Genomic DNA, 19,705 nt, shown 5'->3' with positions numbered 1-19,705 from the left:
TTTCGCTGGTGGGGGCGGTGCGGTTGGCGCGGCCCGGCGGCTGTCGTAGCAGGCAGTTGCACGATGACTGCCTGCAGCCTTCTGCCGGCAACGATCCTTCTCCCCAACTGTCCTTCTGTCCTTCACTGCCCTTCCAGATCATTCTACGAATGGGATGCCAGCATGGTGTGGGGTGGGTGCTCTCCAGTCGCGCCGCGGCGGGACCATCGCACTGCCGCCGGACTTGGGCCTCTGCCGCGCACAAAGTGCCACAGGCAAAGCCGGGCGGTGGACGGTTTCGCTTAGCCCGCGACCGGCGTTCCCACCTCCGTAGGCCTGCATTCGACGCGTTCTTCCTCTCCCCCTGTCACCTCTGTGTACTGGTGCAGTGACGATTGGCCGCCGACATGGGTAACATCGCGGCTCACACACGGCAACCGGAGCGAGGACAGCCTCATGCCTGACATTGCCACTTCCCTCACGGACCAGTACGCGGCCCGAGTCACCGCCGACATCGAGCGCGTGTCCCAAGAACGGGAACAGGTGCGCGCGGAGATCTCGGCGCTGCAGCAGCGTTTGGGAACGCTGGAATCCGACCATCAACAATTGCTCAAGCTGCGGGCCACCCTCACCGGTGAGCCGGTCGCGCCGGTCGCGGCGGTGGAACCGTCGCCGAGCGGGACCGCTGCAGAACCGGAGGAGGCCGGCAAGAAGGCCGGAGCCAAGGTGCCCCGGCCGCGCTCCTCGCAGCCACCCGCGCGGGCACGAGCCGATCGCCGCGGCAAGAAGGCAGCCCCGGGGGAAGCCACATGGGGTGAGGTCCTCCTCTCCTACCTGGCCGAACAGCAGGGCCCGCAGTCGGTTGCGGAGATCACGAACGGCGTGAGTGCCGCTCATCCCGCGCGTACGGTGCAGGCGACCGTGGTGCGCAACACGTTGGAAGCACTCGTCGCCCGGGGCAAGGTGCAGCGCAGCAAGCAGGCGCGGTCGGTTGCGTACAGCATGGCACCCCGGCAGGGCGGGGCGGCCCAGCCTGAGCAGAAGCAGGAAGACGTCAAGTCTTCCAAGTCCGCATAGCGGCCGGGGCAGTCACCGGCCCAGGGCCTCGCGACGTGGCCGGCACGCCTCTCAGGTGTGCCGGCCACGTCGCGATCTGGCAGGTCGACCCAGATGCCGGGCGGTCCGAAGACGGCGCGGGCGTCGGTCAGGAGAGCGGTCCTGCGCGGGCGATGATGCGGCCGCCCAGCAAGGGCGCGGGAAGCGATCACGCGTGCGAGCCACGCAATCCCTCGCAGGGGTGAGGCGCTCTTCCTGGGCGGCTTCGAACACGCCACCAGCCCCTGACCCTCGGATATTCCTTGAAGCACGACAGATCGTCGAACTTTCGTTCCACCTGTCGCCCGGCCGCACCCGTGACGGGTCTCTGATCAGCACCGTTGTTCTGGACGCCCGCCTCGACTGCTCGCCCATGGAGGCCTCATGACTCCTGCGGTCGGCACCGCCAGCCCGTGTGTCACGTTCGAGCTCCACTCCTCGGACGATTGGCCGGAGAGACAAACACGGTTGACGGTTCCTTCGTCCGCGCATTCGATGCGTTGTGACGGTGGCTAGGTGACGAACTGGCGAAGCGACGAAGCGACAAGTGACAAGTGACAAAGCGACTGAGCGTGGCCGCTGGCCCGTACTCCCGTAGCCGCTCCGTCGAACGCAACCGGCGAACGACCTGCATGTCACGCAGAAGCATCCACGCGGCCGCCGGTCCGTGCCCGTATCACCGAGCCGCACCCGTATCAGAGGAAAGGGGATCCCGTGTCGTTCCAGCCGAACATCGTCGGCGCGCACCTGCTGTTCGAGCGAAAAGGCCACGTCCTATTGGGATTACGACCGCCGGACGCGCTGTTCGCAGCGAATGTCTGGCACGTGCCGGCGGGCCATGTGGAGCGGGAAAGCGCGCGGGCCTGCGCCGTGCGGGAGGCCGGAGAGGAGCTCGGTGTCACCGTTACTGAACCCGACCTTGAGCTCGTGCACGCCGTTCACCTGCTTGACACCGACGACGCCGTACCTCGATTGCAACTGTTCTTCCGCGTACACCGGTGGCACGGCGAGCCGCGTCTGATGGAGCCGGACCGGTGCGTGGAGTGGCGGTGGTGGCCCTTGCACGCCCTTCCCGAGCCGACGGTGGAGTACACGGTCGCGGCGCTGGAGGGCATAGCTCACGGCTGGCCGTACACGGACGTGGGCTGGCCCCGGTGAGGTCTGCCCCACGCCCGGCCGGCGCTGGACTCGACGCTCTGCTCGTCGCCTACGCCGGGCTGCACCGTCTAGGCCAGGCTCATCCGGCCACGGACACCGCGTACACCGCCGAACGGGCTGCCCCGGCCATGTTGCACGGCAACTGCACGACCGCGGCCTCCGTGCACGCCACCCTCGCCGACGCCGACATGGCCCTGCACGCCGCGGTGTTCGCCCCGGACGGCCACGCCTGTCTCCGCACCCGTATCACGGGATCGGTCCAGCAACCGGAGGAGGTGAGCCACCGCGCCGCCGAGCAACTCCCGCATGACGGCGCGGCCGCGCTTCTGCACGCCCTCCCCGGTCGGCCCTGACTGCACCACCCTGTGGGGACAGACCTCTCACCGGCCGAAGGGACGTCGCCCATGGCGCTGCGCAACCAGAACTCTGAGGGAGACATCAGCCCGATGCCGGGCAGAATGACCGATGCCCAGTACGTGGCCGGCCGCAGCCGAGTGTGGCTCGGCGCGGCGGTCCTCTTCACCGACAACCGCGGCCGCGTGATCCTTGAGGACGTCGACTACCGCCCCGTCTGCATGCTTCCCGGCGGCGCCGTGGACGCCGGCGAAACGCCCTCCCTCGCCGTCGCCCGCGAGGTCCACGAAGAACTCGGCCTCACCCGACGCTTCGTCCACGCCCTGGCCGTCGACTGGGTTCCTCCCGGCACACCGGGCTACCCACGGGGCTTCCCCGGCCAAATAGTCTACGTGTTCGACGGCGGCACACTGACCGCTGCTGACCTCTCCCAGATCCGCCTGCCGGGCGGGGAAGTCACCGGCATCCGCTGTGTCGAACCAGCGCTCCTCCCCCGCCACATGGCCCCCAGCGACGCGCGACGTGCTCTGGCCGCCCTCCGTGCGCGGATCAACGGCACCGGTCCCGCGATCCTCGAAGACGGCCGTCCCCTGGACCCGACACGGCTGGACGACCTCCAGATACTGCGCACCCCACGCAAACCCCAGCTCTGGCCTTGGCATCCAGGCCCCGTTCCGGCTGGACTGCCGGTCAGGCAAGCCTGGGGCTGGCTGTTCGCCAAGGACGGCAGGGTCCTCGTCCTCATCGGCCAGGACACCGGCTCCGCATGCCTGCCCGGCGGCACGGTCGAGGCGGCTGATCACGGCGCTCCGGCACGAACCCTCCGCAGGGAGGCCTGGGAGGAGGCCCGGGTACACATCAGCGATCCGCTCTACCTCGGCTACCACCCCGACGACGCCGGCAGCCGGCGCTGCGCCCGGGCCCGGTACGCGGCCCGGATCACCGGATGGGAACCGCCGGGCCGTGACGAGGCAACCGGCCAGACCTACACCCGGCTCCTGGCGACACCGGAGCAAACAGCGCAACTCTTTGACTGGGGAGGCGAGGCGGCTTCCCAGCTCGCCGCCGTTCACAGCGCCCGCGAGGAGCTCGGCCTGTCGGCTCCCGCCCGGCAACCGATCACCGAACTCCCGCCTCCCCAGCCCAACGAAACCGCTCCGGCTCGGTAGTCCGGGATGTCCAGAACGCCTACCACTGCATGGTTGCGACGGAACTGCCCGGGAGAGCGCGCGGCCCCGGAGCACGAGCCGGCCCGCCCCGGGGCACGGATGTGACCCTTCGGACACCCCACGCTGTCAAGCTTGCGGGCTTCGAATTCAACCAGGACGAACAGCGAGAGGATGCGGCGCGGATGACGGATCAGGGACGAATCAGGAACGCGGCGAGCGGCCTGGTCGTACGGGACGAGCACGTACTCCTCGTGCACGGGGACAGGCCGCGCCCGGGGACCTGGTGGTTGCCCGGCGGCGGCCAGGAGGCCGGGGAGACCCTGGCGGCCTGTGCGGAGCGGGAGGTTTTCGAGGAGACGGGAGTGCGCGTGAAGTCTGAGGAGCTCGTGGTGTTGCGCGAGTACATCCAGGCCAACCATCCTGGCGGACACCGGATGCTGTCCGGTAGCGGGCACCGGGTCGACGCGATGTTCCGGTGCCGCGTCCTCCAGGAGCCGGCGGTGCTCGGTGGGCCCGTGGAGGACTCCGTACAGCTCGGGGTCGAGTGGGTCGCGCTGGACAAGCTCGCCGGGCTCCCCACACTGCCGCCGTGCCTGCCGGCCGTCATCACCGACGCCTTAGCCGCCGGCCCGGGCCGGGGCGCTGTCTACCTGGGCGACACCTATGCGTGAGCCCTTCCCGCAGCCCGGTCGTAGGCCTGTGCGCGAACCTATGGATCTCGGTGCCTGCACAGAGCGCGCCCGCACAGGGCCTTGCTTCATCTGCGCGTTCCTCTCCGGGTATCCGGACTACGAGCACCACGTGATCGCACAGGACGATGAGCACGTCGCCTTCCTCGACCGGTGGCCGACGCTTCCCGGAAAGGTTCTCATCGCACCGAAGCAGCACATCGAGCACGCCGTCCGGGGCCCTCACTGACCGACACGCCGGGCAGTCACGCCTGTGCCCTGCAGAACTGTCGAGCGCCGCGCAGTGTGGTGCTCAGTTTCCAGGAGGCTGTTGTCAGTGGGTGCCCTTAGTGTGGGACATCCGATGACAGACTGTGATCCAGGGGGAACTGTGCTGCTCAGTGAGCACACCAACGGCGCCGCGCCGCACGACGAGACCGCGTTCATCATGCCTGATGCGTGGCGCCGCGAGCGGCACCCCCGCAGGGGCGGCCTGTCCACGCCGGTTGCCCCGGTGGCGGCGGACGCAACGGAACGGGCCGTGCAGCTGGCCGAACGCGCGGCGGAGTGGACCGAGAAAGTCCTCGCCCACCCGCGGAGCGACCAGCAGCTCGTTGCCGCGGCCCGGGCCCAGCAGAGCGGCGAGGCGAGCCCTCTGGGTGCCGCTGTCCTGGCCGTGCTGGACAGCGGTAAGGGCGTGCCGCGCGACCTGCGGGCGGACGCCTGGGCCCAGGCCCACGGCCTGCCGTTCGCGGCCCAGGCCGTGGTGGAGCTCTTCGACCTCTGTGTGGCGCCCTCCTGCGACGGGCTGCCCGGGGCGCCGGTCGTCCGCCGCACCGATAGCGGCTCCTACATCTCCCACCTGCACCGGCCTGCGGCCGACCGCGTCCGGGCCCTGCTCGCGGTGGCGGACGAGGAGACGTACGCGAGGGCGGTGACCGCCCTGGCCGCCCACCGGACGGACGGCAGACGCCGCGCCGTCGTCTCGTACCTCGTGCCCGGCGAGGCGGGGTGGCTGGCCGAGTGCTGTACGGACGAGGGCCCCGGCATCAAGGGGGACTACACCATCCTTCGCATGGTGCTGTGTTCAGTGTCCACCGCCGAGCAGGTCGTGCAGCTGGGCGGGCAGAACGACGACATGTGGCGTGGCTGGGACCTGCCCACGCTCGCCAGTCTCGCGGAGGTCATCGGTCCGGAGATCGCCCCGTTCCTCGCGCAGGATCTGAACGCGGACCACGTCTTCACCGACCAGCTCAAGTTCCTCAGCGGCGCCTTGGCCGAGATCCCGTCCGACGAGGCGTTCCGCACCCTGCTGGCGAAGGCCGGGAACGCGTCCGTCCGCCCCGCTCTTCTCGACGCCGCGCTCCGCTACCCTGCGCGGGCCGTACGGCTGCTCGGCGAGGAGTGTGCCGCGCCCAAGGAGACCCCGACCCTGGTCCGGCAGTTGTTCACCACGCACGTCCGCTCCCACCGTCCGCTCGCCATGTCCCTGCTGCCCGACCTCCCTGACGACATCGCGGCACTGGTCGCGCCCCTCGTCCACGGCAACGGCCTCCTGCCGGCAGCACCCGACGGCTCCGTGCCGGAGTTGCTGAGGAACCCGCCGTGGACGGCAACCGAGCCGCGCAAGGCCACGTCCATGAAGGTGCCCGCTCCGGCCGGGGGATCGCGCGTCGCCTGGCTTCCGGGCGAGCGCGAGGCCTGGGCGGCCACGGAGACCTGGTGGACCGGGCAGGCCGTGGCGGCGAACTGGTCGAGGGAGACGCCGAGCACGGAGGTGTTGCGGAGCGGGACTCTCCTGACATCGGTGCACGCAGCGGGGGCGTTCCTCCATCTCCCGGCCGAGACAGTGCGTCCCCTGCTGAACGAGTGGACTCCGGACGACGTGTGGGACGCGGATGCCTACAGGCCCATCGCGGCCCGCTTCGAACTCGCCGCTCTGGCTCCAGTGATGCACGCGGCGTCGCGCCGGCCGGTCAGCGCGGGACCCCTGCTGCTCCCGTTCGTCGACCTCGGCGTCGCCCGGCTGATGGCCGACTGGCTGATCCGGCTCAGGTCGGCGTCGGCCGTCGCGCGGGCCTGGTTCCTCCGGCACGGTGCCGAGGCGGCCGCGCTGCTGGTGCCCGACGCGGTGGGCAAGCCCGGCGCGGCTCGGCGCGGCGCCGAGCAGGCGCTGCGGCTGATCGCCGCGGAGCACGGCGCCCAGGCCGTACGGGACGCCGCGGCGGCGTACGGGCCCGCGGCGGCCGAGGCCGTCGGCGAGCTCCTGGTGACAGACCCGCTGGTGTGCGCCTTGCCCACCCGTATGCCCACGGTCCCCGCGTGGGCGAGCCCGGTGGTGCTGCCGCAGATCGTGCTGCGGGACGGCGGCGCGCTGCCCGCGGAGGCGGTGCGGAACACGGTGACCATGCTGGCCTTCTCTGCGCCCGGCGAGGCATATCCCGGGCTCGCCGTACTCCAGGAGTCCTGCGAACCGGAGTCGCTGGCGGAATTCGCGTGGGGCCTCTTTCAGCAGTGGCGGCTCCACGGCATGCCCGCCAAGGAGAACTGGGCCCTACACGCACTCGGGGTGTTCGGCGACGACGAGACTGCCCGTCGGCTCACTCCGCTGATCATGGCTTGGCCGGGCGAGAGCGCGCACCACAGCGCGGTGGCGGGCCTGGACGTCCTGGCCCGTATCGGCACGGACACCGCCCTGTCCCAGCTGACGCGCGTCGCCGACCGCGTGAAGTTCAAGGCGCTCAAGGCCCGCGCCCAGCAGAAGATCGACGAGGTGGCCGAGGAGCTCGGGCTGACCGGTGACCGGCTCGCGGACCGGCTGGTGCCCACCCTCGACCTCGACGCGACGGGCTCCACAGTCATCGACTACGGCACCCGCCGCTTCACCGTCGGCTTCGACGAGCGGCTCCAGCCGTACGTCCGGGACGAGACGGGCAAGCTGCGCAAGGCACTGCCCGCCCCGGCCGGGCGGGACGACGCGGAGCTGGCCGCGGCGGAGCGCAAGCGCTTCACCGTTCTGAAGAAGGAGGTGCGGGCCGTCTCCTCGACGCAGGTGGGGCGCCTGGAGTCAGCCATGCTTGCAGGGCGCGTGTGGGAGGCTCCCGAGTTCGTTCAGTACCTGGTCCGGCACCCCCTGCTGGGGCACCTGGTGCGGCGCCTGGTGTGGCAGGACGGCGTCGGCACGGCGTTCCGGGTGCACGAGGACGGCACGGCGCACGACCTCACCGGCCGCGAAGTGCCCCTGACCGAGTCGGCGACGGTACGGCTCCCCCACCCGCTGCACCTGGGCGACGGCCTCGCCGCCTGGACGGCGCACTTCGCGGATGCCGGGATCGGCCAGCCCTTCCCGCAACTCCATCGCGCGGTGTGCCACCTGACACCCGAGGAAGCGGACAGCCGGCGGCTCGTCCGCTTCGAGGGGATCACCGTGCCCACGGGCAAGGTACTGGGCCTCCAGCGCCACGGCTGGGAGCGGGGCGAGCCGATGGACGCCGGCGTCGAGCGCTGGATCTCCAAGCGGCTCGGGGCGGACCGCTTCGTGGTCATAGCCCTGCACGAGGGGATATCGGTGGGCCAGATCGACGTCGCTTCGGAACAGACACTCGAGACCGTCTGGCTCGACACGAGGCCGGCCGACTACTTCCCCCTCCGCGAGCACGCACTCCGGTTCGGGGAACTCGACGACGTTGAAGCGTCCGAGCTCCTGTCGAACCTCACGGAGCTCACGGCACCGTAGCCCCGCGGTCTGCGACCTGCTCGAACGCGAACACCCGGTGCGCGGGAGAGTCCGGCACTGGGTGGCCGCCGGCCACTCCTGGTTGTGCGGTGACAAACATCTTCGAACTGTGCCATCCGAATTCAACAGATCGCTAATCTGTTCGCGTGACGCCGAACGAGGACGAGCAGTTCCCTCCCCCGCTTGCCGCTGCCATGGCGGTCCGGCTCGGCTGCATCGGCGAGGACGGTGTCGACTTCGAGCCCTTCGAGGCCTTCCTGACCGCCGATGAGACCACCGACTGGTTGCGATCATGGACCGGCAACCGCGAGCTGACCGGCGACGGCTTCCGCGTGTTCGGGCAGGACGGCACCGGCGGATCCGCCGCCTTCTGGCTGATCCGTCCAGGCCAGGCATTGATCGAGCAGCCTGTCGTCTTCCTCGGCTCCGAAGGGGAGACCGGCGTCGTCGCCCGCCACCTGGGAGCCTTCCTGTGGTTGCTGGCCGACGGCTTTGGTCCCTGGGAAGCAGCCACGTCATACGACCCCGGGCCCGACTGGGTCGCACGCCCAAATCATGAGCTGACGTCCATCGCCGAGCGATTCGCCCCCGACCATCGTGCGCCGGCAGCCGTCGTGATCGAGCAGGCCACACGCGAGTTCCCCGGCTTCGACGATTACATGATGGCGCTCTGCCGCTGAGCTCGATAAGCACATCGAACAAGGCTTGAGCGAGGTCAGGCCCGGCTGACCTCGCGTTCGAAGAGGTCAGCTGCTACGACGGCCAGACGACTGCCCCGTCACGCACCACCAGTGGATTGGGCTGCATCTCTTCGCAGAACCGGATCCACCCAAGATGGACGTCTCCGTCATCAAAGCGCCGGTGCGCATCGACAGCCTTGGTCGCGAGCCAGCTGAGCAGTTCGCCCGTACGCTCGAAATCATCGGGGTGGATCTCCTGCCGGCTCGTGAGCGCCCAGGCACCACTGCGGGTGTCCTGCCTGCGTATCAGAGCCGACACCAGCACACCACCCGTCTTGTCCGCCTCATCATGGCGGCCCAGAAGCGGCTCGGGATGGTCCTCCACGACCGGCTCCCCGTGCTCGTCCTCCACCACGAACGGAAAGTTGGTCACGATACGAAGGGTGTCCGGCTCGGGGCCCAGACCGAGATGCCATCTCAGTTCAGTGAGCTCTTCCTCCGACAAGGAATCGAGAAGGTCCAGCGTGAGCGTGAGCTCAAAAAGGTCAGCCATGTTCGCAGACCTTAGTGCTCGCCTCTGACAGGCGGGCTCTCGTCTACCGATGGCCCCCTTGCCACCGAGCCCGATGTTCCTGCACACGGCGTCAACGGTCCCGTCGGGCCACGGCGTGTCAGACCCTCACGGCACGATGGGATCCCAGCGGGACCCGACGTCATGCCCGGTCCCGGATCTCACACTGATGGGGGGCAAACACCGTGACTGAGGGTGCGGAACGCTTTCACGCGGCCACCGGAGATGAGGACCCGTCCGGCCTCGGCCGGAGCGGCGAGGACCGGGCGACCGCCGTACGCCGGGCCATGGACGGGCTGCGGCAGATCCGGAAGGTGATGAACCCGGCGGACGGCCGGCCCGTCTCCGTTCCAGCGGAATGGGAACGCCGCCAGCCGTTGCGCGCCGTCGCCCTCGCCCTGGAGGCGGCCGGGATCTCCGCATCCGCCCTCGGCCCCGACGGCCGGCGCACCACCACCGGCTACCGCGTGAGCCTCATCGACGGGATCGTCCGCGTGGAATGGCTCGGCCCGCCCGGCAGTAAGGCCGTCCTCCAGCAGCACCAGCAGCTCCAGCACTGCATGCGGGCCCTTCAGGACCTCGGCTGGCAGGCTCTGGAGTACCGCGGAGCACGTCAGCACCGCTGGCTGGAGATCGAGCCGCCCCTGTAGAGCCCATGGTGCGGGACGCCGGTGGGCCTGATGTCCCTCGTCCACCGCCCGCTTCCGAGGGCCCTCCGGCCACCGCCAGTGCCGGTACCACCGCGTGGAAGCAGGAAAACGCCGCCGGGCCGCGTCACACTCACCCCCATGCGACTGTTCGCCGCAGTGATCCCTCCCCCAGCCGCCATCGAGGAACTGGCGGCTGAAGTGGCACAACTCCGCGCCGCCCTTCCCGAGCGCCGCGGCCAGCTGCGCTGGACCGACCCTGCCACGTGGCACTTCACCCTCGCCTTCCTCGGCGAAGTCGACGATGCCCTGCTCCCTGGTCTGGGCGAGCACCTGGCTCGCGCTGCCCACCGGCATCCTGCGCACGAGCTGCGGTTCGCGGGCGGCGGCCGGTTCGGGGACCGCGTCCTGTGGGTCGGGGCGACCGGTTCCCTGGAGACCGTTGGCAGCCTGGCCCGCTCCACCATCGTCGCGGCCCGGCAGGCGGGCGTGCACATGGACGACGCCCGCCCCTTCCGGCCCCACCTCACCCTCGCCCGCGTCGCCGGGCGGGTGAACCTCCGCCCGTACGCGGAGGAACTGTCCGGGTTCCGGGGCCGCCGGTGGCGCGTCGAGCGCCTGGAACTGGTGCGCAGTCACCTGGGCGGGGGCGTCGGTGGGCGCCCGCGGTACGAAACCGTGGCGGCCTGGCCCCTCGGCACCCGGCGGGCCCCCTGAGCAGATTGGTTGCATCCGGCGCATGCGCAGGGCCGGAGGTCTGCGCAGCCGGTCGGCTTCCTCTTGCCGCTGGTTCTGGTAGGCGCTCAGTCGGAGACGGATCTGCCGGCGGCCCGGTAGACGTCGATCGTTCGGTCCGAGTCGTCATAGACCAGGCCGTAGCCGTCGTTCGCCATGGTGGGCGAGATGGGGCCGGTGTTCGTGCGCAGGTCTTTGCCTGTACGAGTGTCCAGGGTCATGGCCTGATCGGCTTGGGCGTAGACGACTCCGTGCCATGCCGAGGTGATTTCGGGGGCGACACGGTTCGCCGACGGGTCGGGCAGCCGCCACAGGACGTGCGAAGTGCGGACGTCCACCGCCCATACAACGGCGTTGCCGGATCCGTCGGCTCCCGCGCAGATCGTCGTGTTCCATCCGTCGTAGTGGCAATCGAGCAGCGACGTGTCTCCGGAGTTCAGGCGGGTCGTGCCCGTCGCGGCGTCAATGAGCAGGGTTCCGCCCGCGGCAGTTCCGTCGGCAAAGGTCAGTCCGGGGCCTGGATCCATGGTCCTGATCTCGCCGAGCCGAAGGTCGCGGCTCCACTGCTGCCTGCCGTCAGAGGTCGACTTGCCCGCCAAGTCGCCGTCGTCGCGGATACCGACCGCCACCGACTCTTCCAGGTCGACTCCCTTGAAGTCGGTGTCGGTCCAGATGACCCGGCCCGTGCGCGTGTCGAGGAGGACGGACAACGGCGGCGTCTCCGAAAAGCCCTGCTCGTACGAGGCGACGAGTACATGCTGAGCATCCGCCCCGACCACATGGGGTACGGCGGTCCCCGCCGTGTTGTCGGAGACGCTGTCAGTGGCGATTTCTCGCGTCCAGAGAGTCTTTCCGGTGTCGGCCTCCATGGCGGCGACGCTGATGCCATGCCGGTCGGCGTACGTCCCTGAGCCGTTCTTCGTGGTGGCGAAGGCTCCGATCACTGTGTTGCCCGTGAGGCGGGGCGCCTGTGCGACGGAGCTCCCTTCCGGGACGGTGGTGTGCCAGGCGGCGTCACCGTTGTCCAGCCGGAAAGCGGTGATGCCGGTGTCGTCGTCCTGGTCGTAGGCGTAGGCAAGGCGCGCGCCCAACGCCACCACGTCGGCGGGATCGTGTCCGGTGCCCGGAGAAGGCCAATCACCCTGAATCGTTGCGGTGGGGTCCTGTGGGAAGGCCTCGGGCGGCGCCTTCGGGTCAACTGCCCTACTGCCGCTGTGGGGATGTCCGCCTCCGCACCCGGCCACGGCGAACAGGACGGCGAGGACGACCGATAGCAGACGTAGTGGGCACCGCACGGCGTTGCGCCCGTTCGCGGAACGCATGGACTTCATGAACACCAAAGAGTGGCAGAAAAACGCCCTCTGTGAGCTCGTCTCAGCAACATCCGGAACGTCAACCGATCCAGGTACCCTGCCCGTGGCCGCTCAGGTGCGGCCCTCGCTCTCCTGGACCCGTTCCAGGAGAGGCTGCCGGGCCATCCAGGCGGCCCGCAGCACCTGGAATCCTTCGGCTTCGTAGGCGTCGCACACCTGGCGGTCGTCGTCGGCCACCACCGCGACGGCGCGGTCGCGGGCGAGCCCGCGCAGCAGCTCCGGTTTGCAGACCCGGGCCGGTCTGCGGTCGCCCCGGCTGCGCATGAGGAGCGGGCCTTCGGGCAGGTCATGCCGGGCGAGCCAGTCGAGGGTGTCCTGGCGGCAGTGCTCCGGGCGACCGGTCACGTAAGCCACCTCGCACCGTTGTGCGGCGGCCGTGAGCAGGGCGACTCCCTCGGCGAGCGGGGGATCCTGCCGGGCGGCGGCGAAGAAGGCGTCCCAGTCGCGCGGCCGGCTCTTCAGGTGATGCAGCCGGTGGCGGACGTCGGCCAGCGTGCCGTCCAGGTCGAAGACGGCGAGCGGCCGTGGCTCCGTGCCGGGGGCGGGCCAGAGGGGCACGTCGAGGCCCCATGTGGCCTCATGTCCGGGCCCGGGCTCCTCCGCGGGATCCACCAGGAATCCGCCCTCGCCGTCGAATCGGACCTCGTACACCGCGTCGAAGCCGTCGGACCGTCGTGGCCTGCGGAGCTTTTTCAGCGTCGCGTACACGCCGACGTCCGGAACTCGTTCGGGGCCTTGCCGTGCGGCGTTGCGGGCGAGGGCGCCCGCGACGTCGGGCGGGAACCAGTAGGCGAGCACACGGACGCCATGGGCGCGGCCGGCTGCGATGAGGGGCGCCCATTCGTGCGGCGAGGGGTTGGTGTTGTCCACCACCACCGGCACGCCCTCCGCCAGGGCCTCTTCGACCAGGCGCATCTGGCGGCGCTGCCGGTGCCGGGCCCGGCGGAAGAGGTCCTTGCTCACGTGCGCGTGCGTACCGGCGAAGGTACGGGCGTAGAAGGTGGACTTGCCCGACGCCTGGAGGCCGACCAGCACGATCAGCTCCGGGCGCCCGCCACACGGGGTGCCGGTCACCGGCATGGCCTTCTCCCTTCGCCCATCAGGGCGGCATCGGCCCTGCGGACGGCCGCGGGGTGCGCACCCCGCCGCTGGTCAGTGCGCTTTGAGTGGATCGTAGTCGCTGTTCATCAGTCCGCTGTGCCAGCGGTCTCCGCCGGCCTGAAGGTAAACACGACCACGGTCTACCAGGGCACAACCTGCCCCTGGTAGTCGACGAAGTGGAGACCGGGCTTGCCCTGGTGGCGTTCGATCGTCTCCGCCACCCCGGGAATGCTTTCCTCCACGCTGAGATCGGCTTCGGGCCCGCCGAGTTCGGTGCGGACCCAGCCCGGGTCCATGAGCAGCAGTGTCCGCGTGTCCCCGGCGTGGCGGGCGGCGTAGCTGCGCATCAGCTGGTTCAGTGCGGACTTGCTGGCTCGGTACAGGTCCTGTCCGCCTTCGGTGTTCAACGTGATGCTTCCCTGGTCGGAGGACATGACGCCGATGGTTCCGGTCGGCGCGACCAGCGGGCGGAGGGTCTCCACGACGCGCATCGGGCTGAGTGCGTTGGTGATCATGACGTCGGTGAACATGTCCGTCGGAACCTCGCCGATCGGGATGTCGCCGCGTGTGATGGCGGCGTTGACGAAGAGCAGGTCGAGAGTGCGCTGAGCCAGGCGGTCGCGCAGTGCCGAGATCTGCTCCGGATCGGTCATCTCCAGCGACTCGACGGTCAGCCGCCCTCCGGATGCTTCGGCCAGGTCGTGCAGGCCGGTGCGCCGGCTGCCGCGGACCGTGCCGATGACGTCCCAGTCGCGACGAAGGTACTCGGCGGCGAGCCCGAGGCCCAGGGTTCGTGAGGCTCCGATGATGACGGCCGTCTTGCGGGTGTCATTGGGCGTGCTATTCACGTGATTCCTTAAGAATTGAAGCGGCCCGCCGGAGGGCACAGCAATCGGCCGGCGGTGTCGGCCGCCGGAGTGAGTGTGGCGATCACGCTGCAAGTCTCCGAGCGGTTCGGCCGGGCGTCCAATACCCTTCGGGCCGCATTGATACCGTTACGGCATGGATCTGGATCTGCGTAAGCTCCGCTATTTCGTCGCGGTGGCCGAGCACCGGAACTTCGGCCGGGCGGCACAGGCGCTGTTCATCGCGCAGCCGGTCCTCAGCCGGCAGATCCGCGCGTTCGAGCAGGAGCTGGGATGCCCCCTGTTCACGCGGACCACGCGGAGCGTGGAGCTGACCCCCGCGGGGAAACAGCTGTATGACGAGGCGTCAAGGATCACCACGGTGGTGGACGGGGCGCTGCAGCGCGTGTACGAAGCCCAGCGGGGTGAGCAGCGGCTCGTCGTCGCCTTCTCGCCCGGCCTGCACGTGTCGGACGCGATCCGGGCGTTCACGGCGAGCCACCCGAAGGTCGTCATCGACGTCTTTCCGCTGCGCTGGTGGGAACGGGACGCGCCGCTCCGCGACGGCCGCGCGCATGTGGCGTACCTCCGGCGCCCCTTCGATGATTCGGGGCTGCGCACCGTCCCCATCGGTCACGAGACCAAGGTCGCGTGCCTGCCGGTGACGCATCCGCTGGCCGGCCGCCGCGCCCTCGCATCCGCCGATCTCGACGGTGAGCCGATCCTCGACGCGAAGACGCGGCGGACATCCTCGCTGGAGGAGAAGTTCGAGCTCATCGCCTCCGGGCAGGGCATCGCGCTCGTCCCCGTCAGCATCGCGAACTCGTACTCCCGCCCCGACCTCGTCTACCGGACCGTCACCGACGCCCTGCCCGTCGAGACGTGCCTGGCAGTGCCGGAGAGCAGTTGCCCGGGCCTCGCACCGGACTTCCTGGACATCGCCACCGCGACGCTGCGCCGGCACACCGGCGGTTCGGAGGCGGAGGAGATGCCCGGGGCCACGAGCCGGACGCCCGCGGCGTCCGCGAACTGACCGCGAACTGACCGAGAGCTGTGCTCCGCGCACCGGGCCTGAGGACAAGAGCAGCTGGAGAATCCGGCTCAGAGACCCGTGTCGTCGAATACTGGGCGGCGGCCGGCACTGCGCCGTACGAATCCGCGCCGGCCGGCGAGCAAGGTGATGCCGGTCCATCCGGTGAGGCCCATGGCGAGCATCTCCAGCTTCGAGTCCGGATCAACGTCGGAGGCCACTGCCAGCGGGACGACGCCCTTCGGGTCGTAGATGACCTCGACCCGGTCGCCTGCCTTCCACTGGGGGGAGTCTCCGTTGTAGTCGAGTGTCTCCTTGAGCCTTCCCGAGCGGCCGTTGAGGATGAAGCGGTGGTTCTTGCCGCCCTCGGCGGCCTTGTCCCCGGTGATCAGGACGCTCTCGCGGATGCCCCGGCCGTCGAGCGTTTCCTCGGGGGCGTACTGGACCGAGCCCACGAGGACGAACACCGCCGGCGCGAGGGAGACGACGGCGAGCCACCACGCGCAGTGGAGGAAGCGCAGCACTATGGCAAAGACGACGCATCCAAGGAGGCCGGTGGATATCGCGATCCAGTCCATGCTGAGCACGAGGTAGGAGATGCCCGTATTGGCCGCGGCGATGACCCATCCGAGTCCCACCACGACGAACGTGAGCAGGAGGTAGACACCCCGGTCCACGGTCCCACCTTGCGATTTCTTCATGTTCACTGCAGCCATCAGTGCAGCATAGGCAGCCGGGAGGCGTGGGCCGTCCGCGGGGCACTCGTGGTCGGACAGGCGACGTGGCAACCGTACGACGAGGCAACCGTACGACGAGGCTTCACCCGGCAAGGCCAGGTGTGCGCCCCGCCTGATGACGAGCGCCGAGTGGATGGGCCGGCATCAGCCTTTCGTCAGCCGCTCGATGGCCTTGAGGGCCTGGCCTGCCCCGTCCTCGGTGGCCATGTGTTGCGCCGCTTTCGCAGCGGCTCGCGAGTATGTCTGCCGTTTCACTGCCCGGGTGAGTGAGTCGGCGAGCCGTTCGGCGGTGAGGGACCGGAAGGGGATCGGGTCGGTGGCGGCGCCGAGGGCGGCAAGCCGTCCCGCCCAGAACGGCTGGTCCGCAGTCACCGGCACGGTGACCGCGGGGACTCCTGCGCGCAGCGCGGCGGCCGCGGTTCCTGCTCCGGCGTGATGGACGACCGCCGCCAGCCGTGGGAACAGCAGGGCGTGCGGTACGTCGCCGATGGTGAGTACGTCGTCGGCGTCGGCTGCGAGTCCGGCGCTGCCTCCCTGGAGGATGCCGCGCAGCCCGGCGCGGCGCAGGGCTCGTACGGCGATCTCGCTCAGCCGTTCCCCGTCCCCGGCCGCCATGCTCCCGAAGCCGATGAGGACGGGCCGGGGACCGGCGTGAAGGAAGTCCTCCAGTTCCGTGGGAAGCTTTTGGGCCGCATCGTGGTGGGGCCACCAGTTGCCCACGACCTCCAGGCCGGAACGCCAGTCGGAAGGGCGGGGCACCAGTGCCGTGCTGAAGCCGTGCAGGACGGGCCAGTTCGCCTGTTCCTGCCGTCGGCGCACCGCGGAGGGAGAGAGCGGGGGCAGTTGGAGACGGTGGCGCAGCTCTGTGACTGCCTGCGCGAAGACACGGTCGGTCATGCGGAGAGCGAAGCGTCCGGTCGCGCGGTTGGCGAGGCGGCCCAGTGAGCGGGAGCTCGTGACGACGGGCGGGAAGTCGCCGGTCGGGGCAGTGGGCTGGAGGTACACGCCGAGGCTCGGTATGCCCGTGGCTTCGGTGAGGTGCCAGCCGAGCGGGGCCGTGGTGGTCGACAGCAGGAGCAGATCCGTCCCGTCGTCCACTGCGTCGGCGAACCCCTGGCCCAGTTCGGTGATGAACCTGGCGGCGGTGCGCATCAGCTCACGCCTGTCCGTGATGTCGCCGCGCGCCCGGGTGTCGCCGGGGAGGCTGCGGAATTCCAGCCCGGCGGCGCGTACGAGGGGTGCGAAGGCATCCGTGGCGGCGAGGGCCACGTCATGACCGGCCAGGCGCAGCGCGGCGCCCAGGCCCGTATACGGCGCGACGTCGCCGCGCGATCCGGCCGCCGCGATCAGAATCCTCATCGGTGCTCCTCGGAGTCGGTGGGGCCGCCTGCGTGGCGGGCGGCGTTGGCGTGGACCGCCTTGCACATGTAGGCGGCCAGGCCCGGGCGCTGCTGTGACGGCGGCACGACCAGAGCGAAGGCTCGTGGGTCGGCCACGAAGTCGTCCGCGATGCGCCGGTGCATGTCAGGTGGGCAGGTGGTGAACCAGCGGGAGATGTGCAGGCGGTGCTCTTCGGCGAGGTCCATGGCGCGCTCGCCGTTGCTCGGCTCCCCGTCGTCGAAGGCCGCGAGCAGTTCCGCGCGCCAGGCCGTGGCTTCTCCCATGAGCCGGCGCCAGTCCTCCTTGGTGTGGGCGGCAGCGCGCGCCATCGCCTCGCGCCGGCCTTCCGAGTGCGCCCATTTCTGCTCTGCCTCGGTGGCGTAGCTCAGGTCGAAGGTGATCTCGCCGAAGACTTCGAAGCGTTCCTCGGGAGTCAGGGACACGCCCGTCTGCTGGACCTCGATGGCTCGTTCCGCGACCTCGGCCAAGCGCTGCAGCCTGGCGATCTCCTCACTCAGCTGCCGCTGGCGGGCTCGCAGGTGCTCCACGGCGTTCGCCTGCGGCTCCTTGAAGATCGCAGCGATCTCGTCGAGGGAGAAGCCCAGCTCGCGGTAGAAGAGGATCTGCTGGAGTCGCGCCAGGTCGGCGTCGCTGTAGAGCCGGTATCCGGCGTGGCTGCGCTCACTGGGCGAGAGCAGCCCGGCCTTGTCGTAGTGATGCAGAGTACGCACCGTCACCCCGGCGAAAGCCGATACCTGCCCCACGGAGTAGCTCATCCACCTGCCCTTTCGTCGGCATCAGCCTTAAGCCTGACGTAAGGGGAGGGTCAAGTTCGCCGGACGGCCGGCGGGGCGGCCTGCTGCTCGGCTCCGGCTCTCCCGTCCAGCCGAGAACCCTGGCTCGCCCGCCTGCCCGGCTCACCGTGTGGACGCCCTCGGCAGGTGGCGCAGGGCGAAGGCGCCGAGTGCGGCGTGGAGGAGTCCTGCGATGGCGGCAGCGGCGTGCAGGCCGGTGACGAAGGCGGCCTTCGCTTCGCCGATCACCGCGGTCCCCAGACCAGGGATCCGGAGTGTCTCGTTGAGGGTGCCGGCGAGGCCGGGCCCCTGGAGCCGGAAGATCAGGGCGGCGAGCGAGCCGAGGAGTGCGATGCCGAGGGCGTTGCCGACCTCGTTGCTGGTCTCGGCGATCGCTGCTGCGGACCCGGCGCGCTCCGCAGGAACCGCGGCGACGGCGGTGTCGGCAACAACGCTGAAGGAGATTCCGTAGCCGGTGCCGGCGATGACGGTGGAGGCCACGTACCAGCCGACGCCCCCGGAGGTAGTGGTGGCCAAGAGCAGGAGCACGCCTGCAGCGATGAGGAAGTGGCAGGCGATGAGCGCCGCCCGGGTGCCGACGCGCACGGCCAGGGCCGGTGTGGCGATGCAGGTGACGGTGAGCACGGCGGCGCCGGGGAGTGCGACGAGAGCCGCATCCAGGACGGACAGTCCGAGGACGGACTGGAGGTAGATGCCGCCGAGGTACGCCGTCGCCGACCATGCGGCCAGCGGCAGCAGCCCGGTGATGGCCGCGACGGTGAACACCCGGTCGCGGAAGAGGCCGAAGTCGATCAGCGGATGTCCGAGGCGGAGTTGCCGCCGGACGAACCACCCCAGGACAGTGACGCCTATGACACCGGTGGCGACCGGTGTCCCGGTCAGCCCCGCCGCGGCAACGTGCTTGACCGCGTAGACGGTCAGCAGGATGCCCGCGGCGGAAAGCAGAACGCTCAGGACATCGACGCGTCCGGTCCCGGTGGCGCGCACCTCGCGAAGCAGGACCGGGGCCAGGACGAGGAACACCACGACGACAGGGAGATTGATCAGGAAGACCGATCCCCACCAGAAGCTGTTCAGCAGCTGCCCACCGATGACCGGGCCGATCGCGAAGCCCGCGGCGAAGGTGGCCGCGAAGATGCCGATCGCCTTCGCCCGTTGAGGCGGGTCGGGGAACAGCTCACTGATCACCGCAAGGGCGGACGGCAACAGCGTGGCCCCGGCCACGCCCATCAGGGCCCGGCCGGCAATCAGCCATCCCGGCCCGGGGGCGAACGCCGCTCCTGCCGAGGCGGCGCCGAACACTGCCGCACCGGTCGTCAGGAGCTTCAGGCGGCCGTACCGGTCACCGATGTTGCCGAACGCGATGAGGAGAGACCCGACGGCGAACCCGTACACGTCCAGGATCCACAACGCCTGACCGGCAGTCGGCGACAGCGCTTCCGAGACCTTCGGCATCGCCAGGAACAGGACCGAGCCGTCCATCGCGACCAGCAGGACCGGGCCGAGGACCACCAGCAGACCCAGCCACGCCCGCAAGCCCGGTGAGTGAGGAACACACTGTTCGTTCATGGCCCCGACGGTGCGGCACCGCCGGCGGCCGCAACCATCCCCGCGTCGTGGGTACACCTGACA

Annotated in this window: 19 protein-coding genes; 11 read left to right on the top strand and 8 right to left on the bottom strand. The window is 70.0% G+C overall.

Annotation, left to right across the window (positions count from 1 at the left end; translation table 11 throughout):
• Positions 1 to 435 precede the first annotated feature (435 nt).
• From B7P34_RS00930 to B7P34_RS00895, 8 genes are all read left to right on the top strand, one after another.
• Positions 436 to 1,056 carry a hypothetical protein gene (locus B7P34_RS00930; RefSeq protein WP_106673799.1) on the top strand — a complete coding sequence of 207 codons (621 nt, stop codon included), beginning with the start codon at positions 436 to 438 and terminating at the stop codon, positions 1,054 to 1,056.
• Positions 1,057 to 1,788: 732 nt separating this feature from the next.
• On the top strand, positions 1,789 to 2,232 hold the full coding sequence (locus tag B7P34_RS00925; protein WP_106673798.1) for an NUDIX hydrolase: 444 nt from the start codon (positions 1,789 to 1,791) through the stop codon (positions 2,230 to 2,232).
• Positions 2,229 to 2,585, top strand: coding sequence for a hypothetical protein (locus B7P34_RS00920; protein WP_106673797.1), 357 nt, complete (start codon positions 2,229 to 2,231; stop codon positions 2,583 to 2,585). Before B7P34_RS00925 ends, B7P34_RS00920 begins: the two co-directional genes overlap by 4 nt.
• Positions 2,586 to 2,690: 105 nt before the next feature.
• Positions 2,691 to 3,755: an NUDIX hydrolase gene (locus B7P34_RS00915; RefSeq protein WP_106673944.1), complete on the top strand. Its 1,065-nt coding sequence runs from the start codon at positions 2,691 to 2,693 to the stop codon at positions 3,753 to 3,755.
• 182 nt (positions 3,756 to 3,937) lie between these two features.
• On the top strand, positions 3,938 to 4,426 hold the full coding sequence (locus B7P34_RS00910; protein ID WP_189382300.1) for an NUDIX domain-containing protein: 489 nt from the start codon (positions 3,938 to 3,940) through the stop codon (positions 4,424 to 4,426).
• A 40-nt stretch (positions 4,427 to 4,466) separates the two neighbouring features.
• Positions 4,467 to 4,673 (top strand): HIT family protein, encoded by a 207-nt coding sequence (locus B7P34_RS00905; RefSeq protein WP_106673795.1) that lies wholly within the window; start codon positions 4,467 to 4,469, stop codon positions 4,671 to 4,673.
• A 141-nt stretch (positions 4,674 to 4,814) separates the two neighbouring features.
• Positions 4,815 to 8,159 carry a DUF4132 domain-containing protein gene (locus tag B7P34_RS00900; protein WP_223267351.1) on the top strand — a complete coding sequence of 1,115 codons (3,345 nt, stop codon included), beginning with the start codon at positions 4,815 to 4,817 and terminating at the stop codon, positions 8,157 to 8,159.
• A 146-nt stretch (positions 8,160 to 8,305) separates the two neighbouring features.
• Positions 8,306 to 8,839 carry an SMI1/KNR4 family protein gene (locus tag B7P34_RS00895; protein WP_106673793.1) on the top strand — a complete coding sequence of 178 codons (534 nt, stop codon included), beginning with the start codon at positions 8,306 to 8,308 and terminating at the stop codon, positions 8,837 to 8,839.
• A gap of 73 nt (positions 8,840 to 8,912) precedes the next feature.
• On the opposite strand, the gene B7P34_RS00890 is transcribed toward B7P34_RS00895, so the two are convergent.
• Positions 8,913 to 9,392 carry a hypothetical protein gene (locus B7P34_RS00890; RefSeq protein ID WP_106673792.1) on the bottom strand — a complete coding sequence of 160 codons (480 nt, stop codon included), beginning with the start codon at positions 9,390 to 9,392 and terminating at the stop codon, positions 8,913 to 8,915.
• Positions 9,393 to 9,595: 203 nt separating this feature from the next.
• Between B7P34_RS00890 and B7P34_RS00885 the strand changes: the two genes are divergently transcribed.
• Both B7P34_RS00885 and thpR read left to right on the top strand, forming a co-directional pair.
• Positions 9,596 to 10,060 carry a hypothetical protein gene (locus B7P34_RS00885; protein WP_106673791.1) on the top strand — a complete coding sequence of 155 codons (465 nt, stop codon included), beginning with the start codon at positions 9,596 to 9,598 and terminating at the stop codon, positions 10,058 to 10,060.
• A gap of 138 nt (positions 10,061 to 10,198) precedes the next feature.
• Positions 10,199 to 10,774, top strand: a complete 576-nt coding sequence (thpR, locus tag B7P34_RS00880; protein ID WP_106673790.1) for an RNA 2',3'-cyclic phosphodiesterase — start codon at positions 10,199 to 10,201, stop codon at positions 10,772 to 10,774.
• Between the two features lie 86 nt (positions 10,775 to 10,860).
• On the opposite strand, the gene B7P34_RS00875 is transcribed toward thpR, so the two are convergent.
• From B7P34_RS00875 to B7P34_RS00860, 3 genes are all read right to left on the bottom strand, one after another.
• Positions 10,861 to 12,123: a PQQ-binding-like beta-propeller repeat protein gene (locus tag B7P34_RS00875; RefSeq protein ID WP_223267385.1), complete on the bottom strand. Its 1,263-nt coding sequence runs from the start codon at positions 12,121 to 12,123 to the stop codon at positions 10,861 to 10,863.
• 93 nt (positions 12,124 to 12,216) lie between these two features.
• On the bottom strand, positions 12,217 to 13,245 hold the full coding sequence (locus B7P34_RS38095) for an AAA family ATPase (RefSeq protein WP_223267350.1): 1,029 nt from the start codon (positions 13,243 to 13,245) through the stop codon (positions 12,217 to 12,219).
• 161 nt (positions 13,246 to 13,406) lie between these two features.
• On the bottom strand, positions 13,407 to 14,114 hold the full coding sequence (locus B7P34_RS00860) for an SDR family NAD(P)-dependent oxidoreductase (RefSeq protein ID WP_106673788.1): 708 nt from the start codon (positions 14,112 to 14,114) through the stop codon (positions 13,407 to 13,409).
• 154 nt (positions 14,115 to 14,268) lie between these two features.
• On the opposite strand from B7P34_RS00860, the gene B7P34_RS00855 reads away from it, so the two are divergent.
• Positions 14,269 to 15,144, top strand: coding sequence for a LysR family transcriptional regulator (locus B7P34_RS00855; protein ID WP_106673787.1), 876 nt, complete (start codon positions 14,269 to 14,271; stop codon positions 15,142 to 15,144).
• 68 nt (positions 15,145 to 15,212) lie between these two features.
• Here B7P34_RS00855 and B7P34_RS00850 read toward each other — a convergent pair whose 3' ends face one another.
• The 4 genes from B7P34_RS00850 to B7P34_RS00835 all read right to left on the bottom strand — a co-directional run bounded on the left by B7P34_RS00850 (position 15,213) and on the right by B7P34_RS00835 (position 19,642).
• Positions 15,213 to 15,857 (bottom strand): hypothetical protein, encoded by a 645-nt coding sequence (locus tag B7P34_RS00850; RefSeq protein ID WP_223267349.1) that lies wholly within the window; start codon positions 15,855 to 15,857, stop codon positions 15,213 to 15,215.
• Positions 15,858 to 16,022: 165 nt separating this feature from the next.
• Positions 16,023 to 17,237: a glycosyltransferase gene (locus B7P34_RS00845; protein WP_106673786.1), complete on the bottom strand. Its 1,215-nt coding sequence runs from the start codon at positions 17,235 to 17,237 to the stop codon at positions 16,023 to 16,025.
• Positions 17,234 to 17,989 carry a MerR family transcriptional regulator gene (locus B7P34_RS00840; protein WP_435693940.1) on the bottom strand — a complete coding sequence of 252 codons (756 nt, stop codon included), beginning with the start codon at positions 17,987 to 17,989 and terminating at the stop codon, positions 17,234 to 17,236. Before B7P34_RS00840 ends, B7P34_RS00845 begins: the two co-directional genes overlap by 4 nt.
• Positions 17,990 to 18,175: 186 nt before the next feature.
• Positions 18,176 to 19,642 carry an MFS transporter gene (locus B7P34_RS00835; RefSeq protein ID WP_106673784.1) on the bottom strand — a complete coding sequence of 489 codons (1,467 nt, stop codon included), beginning with the start codon at positions 19,640 to 19,642 and terminating at the stop codon, positions 18,176 to 18,178.
• Positions 19,643 to 19,705 lie beyond the last annotated feature (63 nt).

The organism is Streptosporangium nondiastaticum (assembly GCF_003011965.1).
GTDB lineage: Bacteria > Actinomycetota > Actinomycetes > Streptomycetales > Streptomycetaceae > Streptomyces > Streptomyces nondiastaticus.
Note: the sequence above shows the minus strand (reverse complement) of the source record. Positions and strands in the feature narration are given on the sequence as shown.

Excerpts from the sequence above, each read along its gene's own strand:
- B7P34_RS00930 (WP_106673799.1), top strand. The coding sequence starts at position 436 with ATGCCTGACATTGCCACTTCCCTCACGGACCAGTACGCGGCCCGAGTC.
- B7P34_RS00855 (WP_106673787.1), top strand. The coding sequence starts at position 14,269 with ATGGATCTGGATCTGCGTAAGCTCCGCTATTTCGTCGCGGTGGCCGAG.
- B7P34_RS00835 (WP_106673784.1), bottom strand. The coding sequence starts at position 19,642 with ATGAACGAACAGTGTGTTCCTCACTCACCGGGCTTGCGGGCGTGGCTG.
- thpR (WP_106673790.1), top strand. The coding sequence starts at position 10,199 with ATGCGACTGTTCGCCGCAGTGATCCCTCCCCCAGCCGCCATCGAGGAA.
- B7P34_RS00850 (WP_223267349.1), bottom strand. The coding sequence starts at position 15,857 with ATGGCTGCAGTGAACATGAAGAAATCGCAAGGTGGGACCGTGGACCGG.
- B7P34_RS00915 (WP_106673944.1), top strand. The coding sequence starts at position 2,691 with ATGACCGATGCCCAGTACGTGGCCGGCCGCAGCCGAGTGTGGCTCGGC.
- B7P34_RS38095 (WP_223267350.1), bottom strand. The coding sequence starts at position 13,245 with ATGCCGGTGACCGGCACCCCGTGTGGCGGGCGCCCGGAGCTGATCGTG.
- B7P34_RS00890 (WP_106673792.1), bottom strand. The coding sequence starts at position 9,392 with ATGGCTGACCTTTTTGAGCTCACGCTCACGCTGGACCTTCTCGATTCC.
- B7P34_RS00905 (WP_106673795.1), top strand. The coding sequence starts at position 4,467 with ATGGATCTCGGTGCCTGCACAGAGCGCGCCCGCACAGGGCCTTGCTTC.
- B7P34_RS00845 (WP_106673786.1), bottom strand. The coding sequence starts at position 17,237 with ATGAGGATTCTGATCGCGGCGGCCGGATCGCGCGGCGACGTCGCGCCG.
- B7P34_RS00875 (WP_223267385.1), bottom strand. The coding sequence starts at position 12,123 with ATGAAGTCCATGCGTTCCGCGAACGGGCGCAACGCCGTGCGGTGCCCA.
- B7P34_RS00910 (WP_189382300.1), top strand. The coding sequence starts at position 3,938 with ATGACGGATCAGGGACGAATCAGGAACGCGGCGAGCGGCCTGGTCGTA.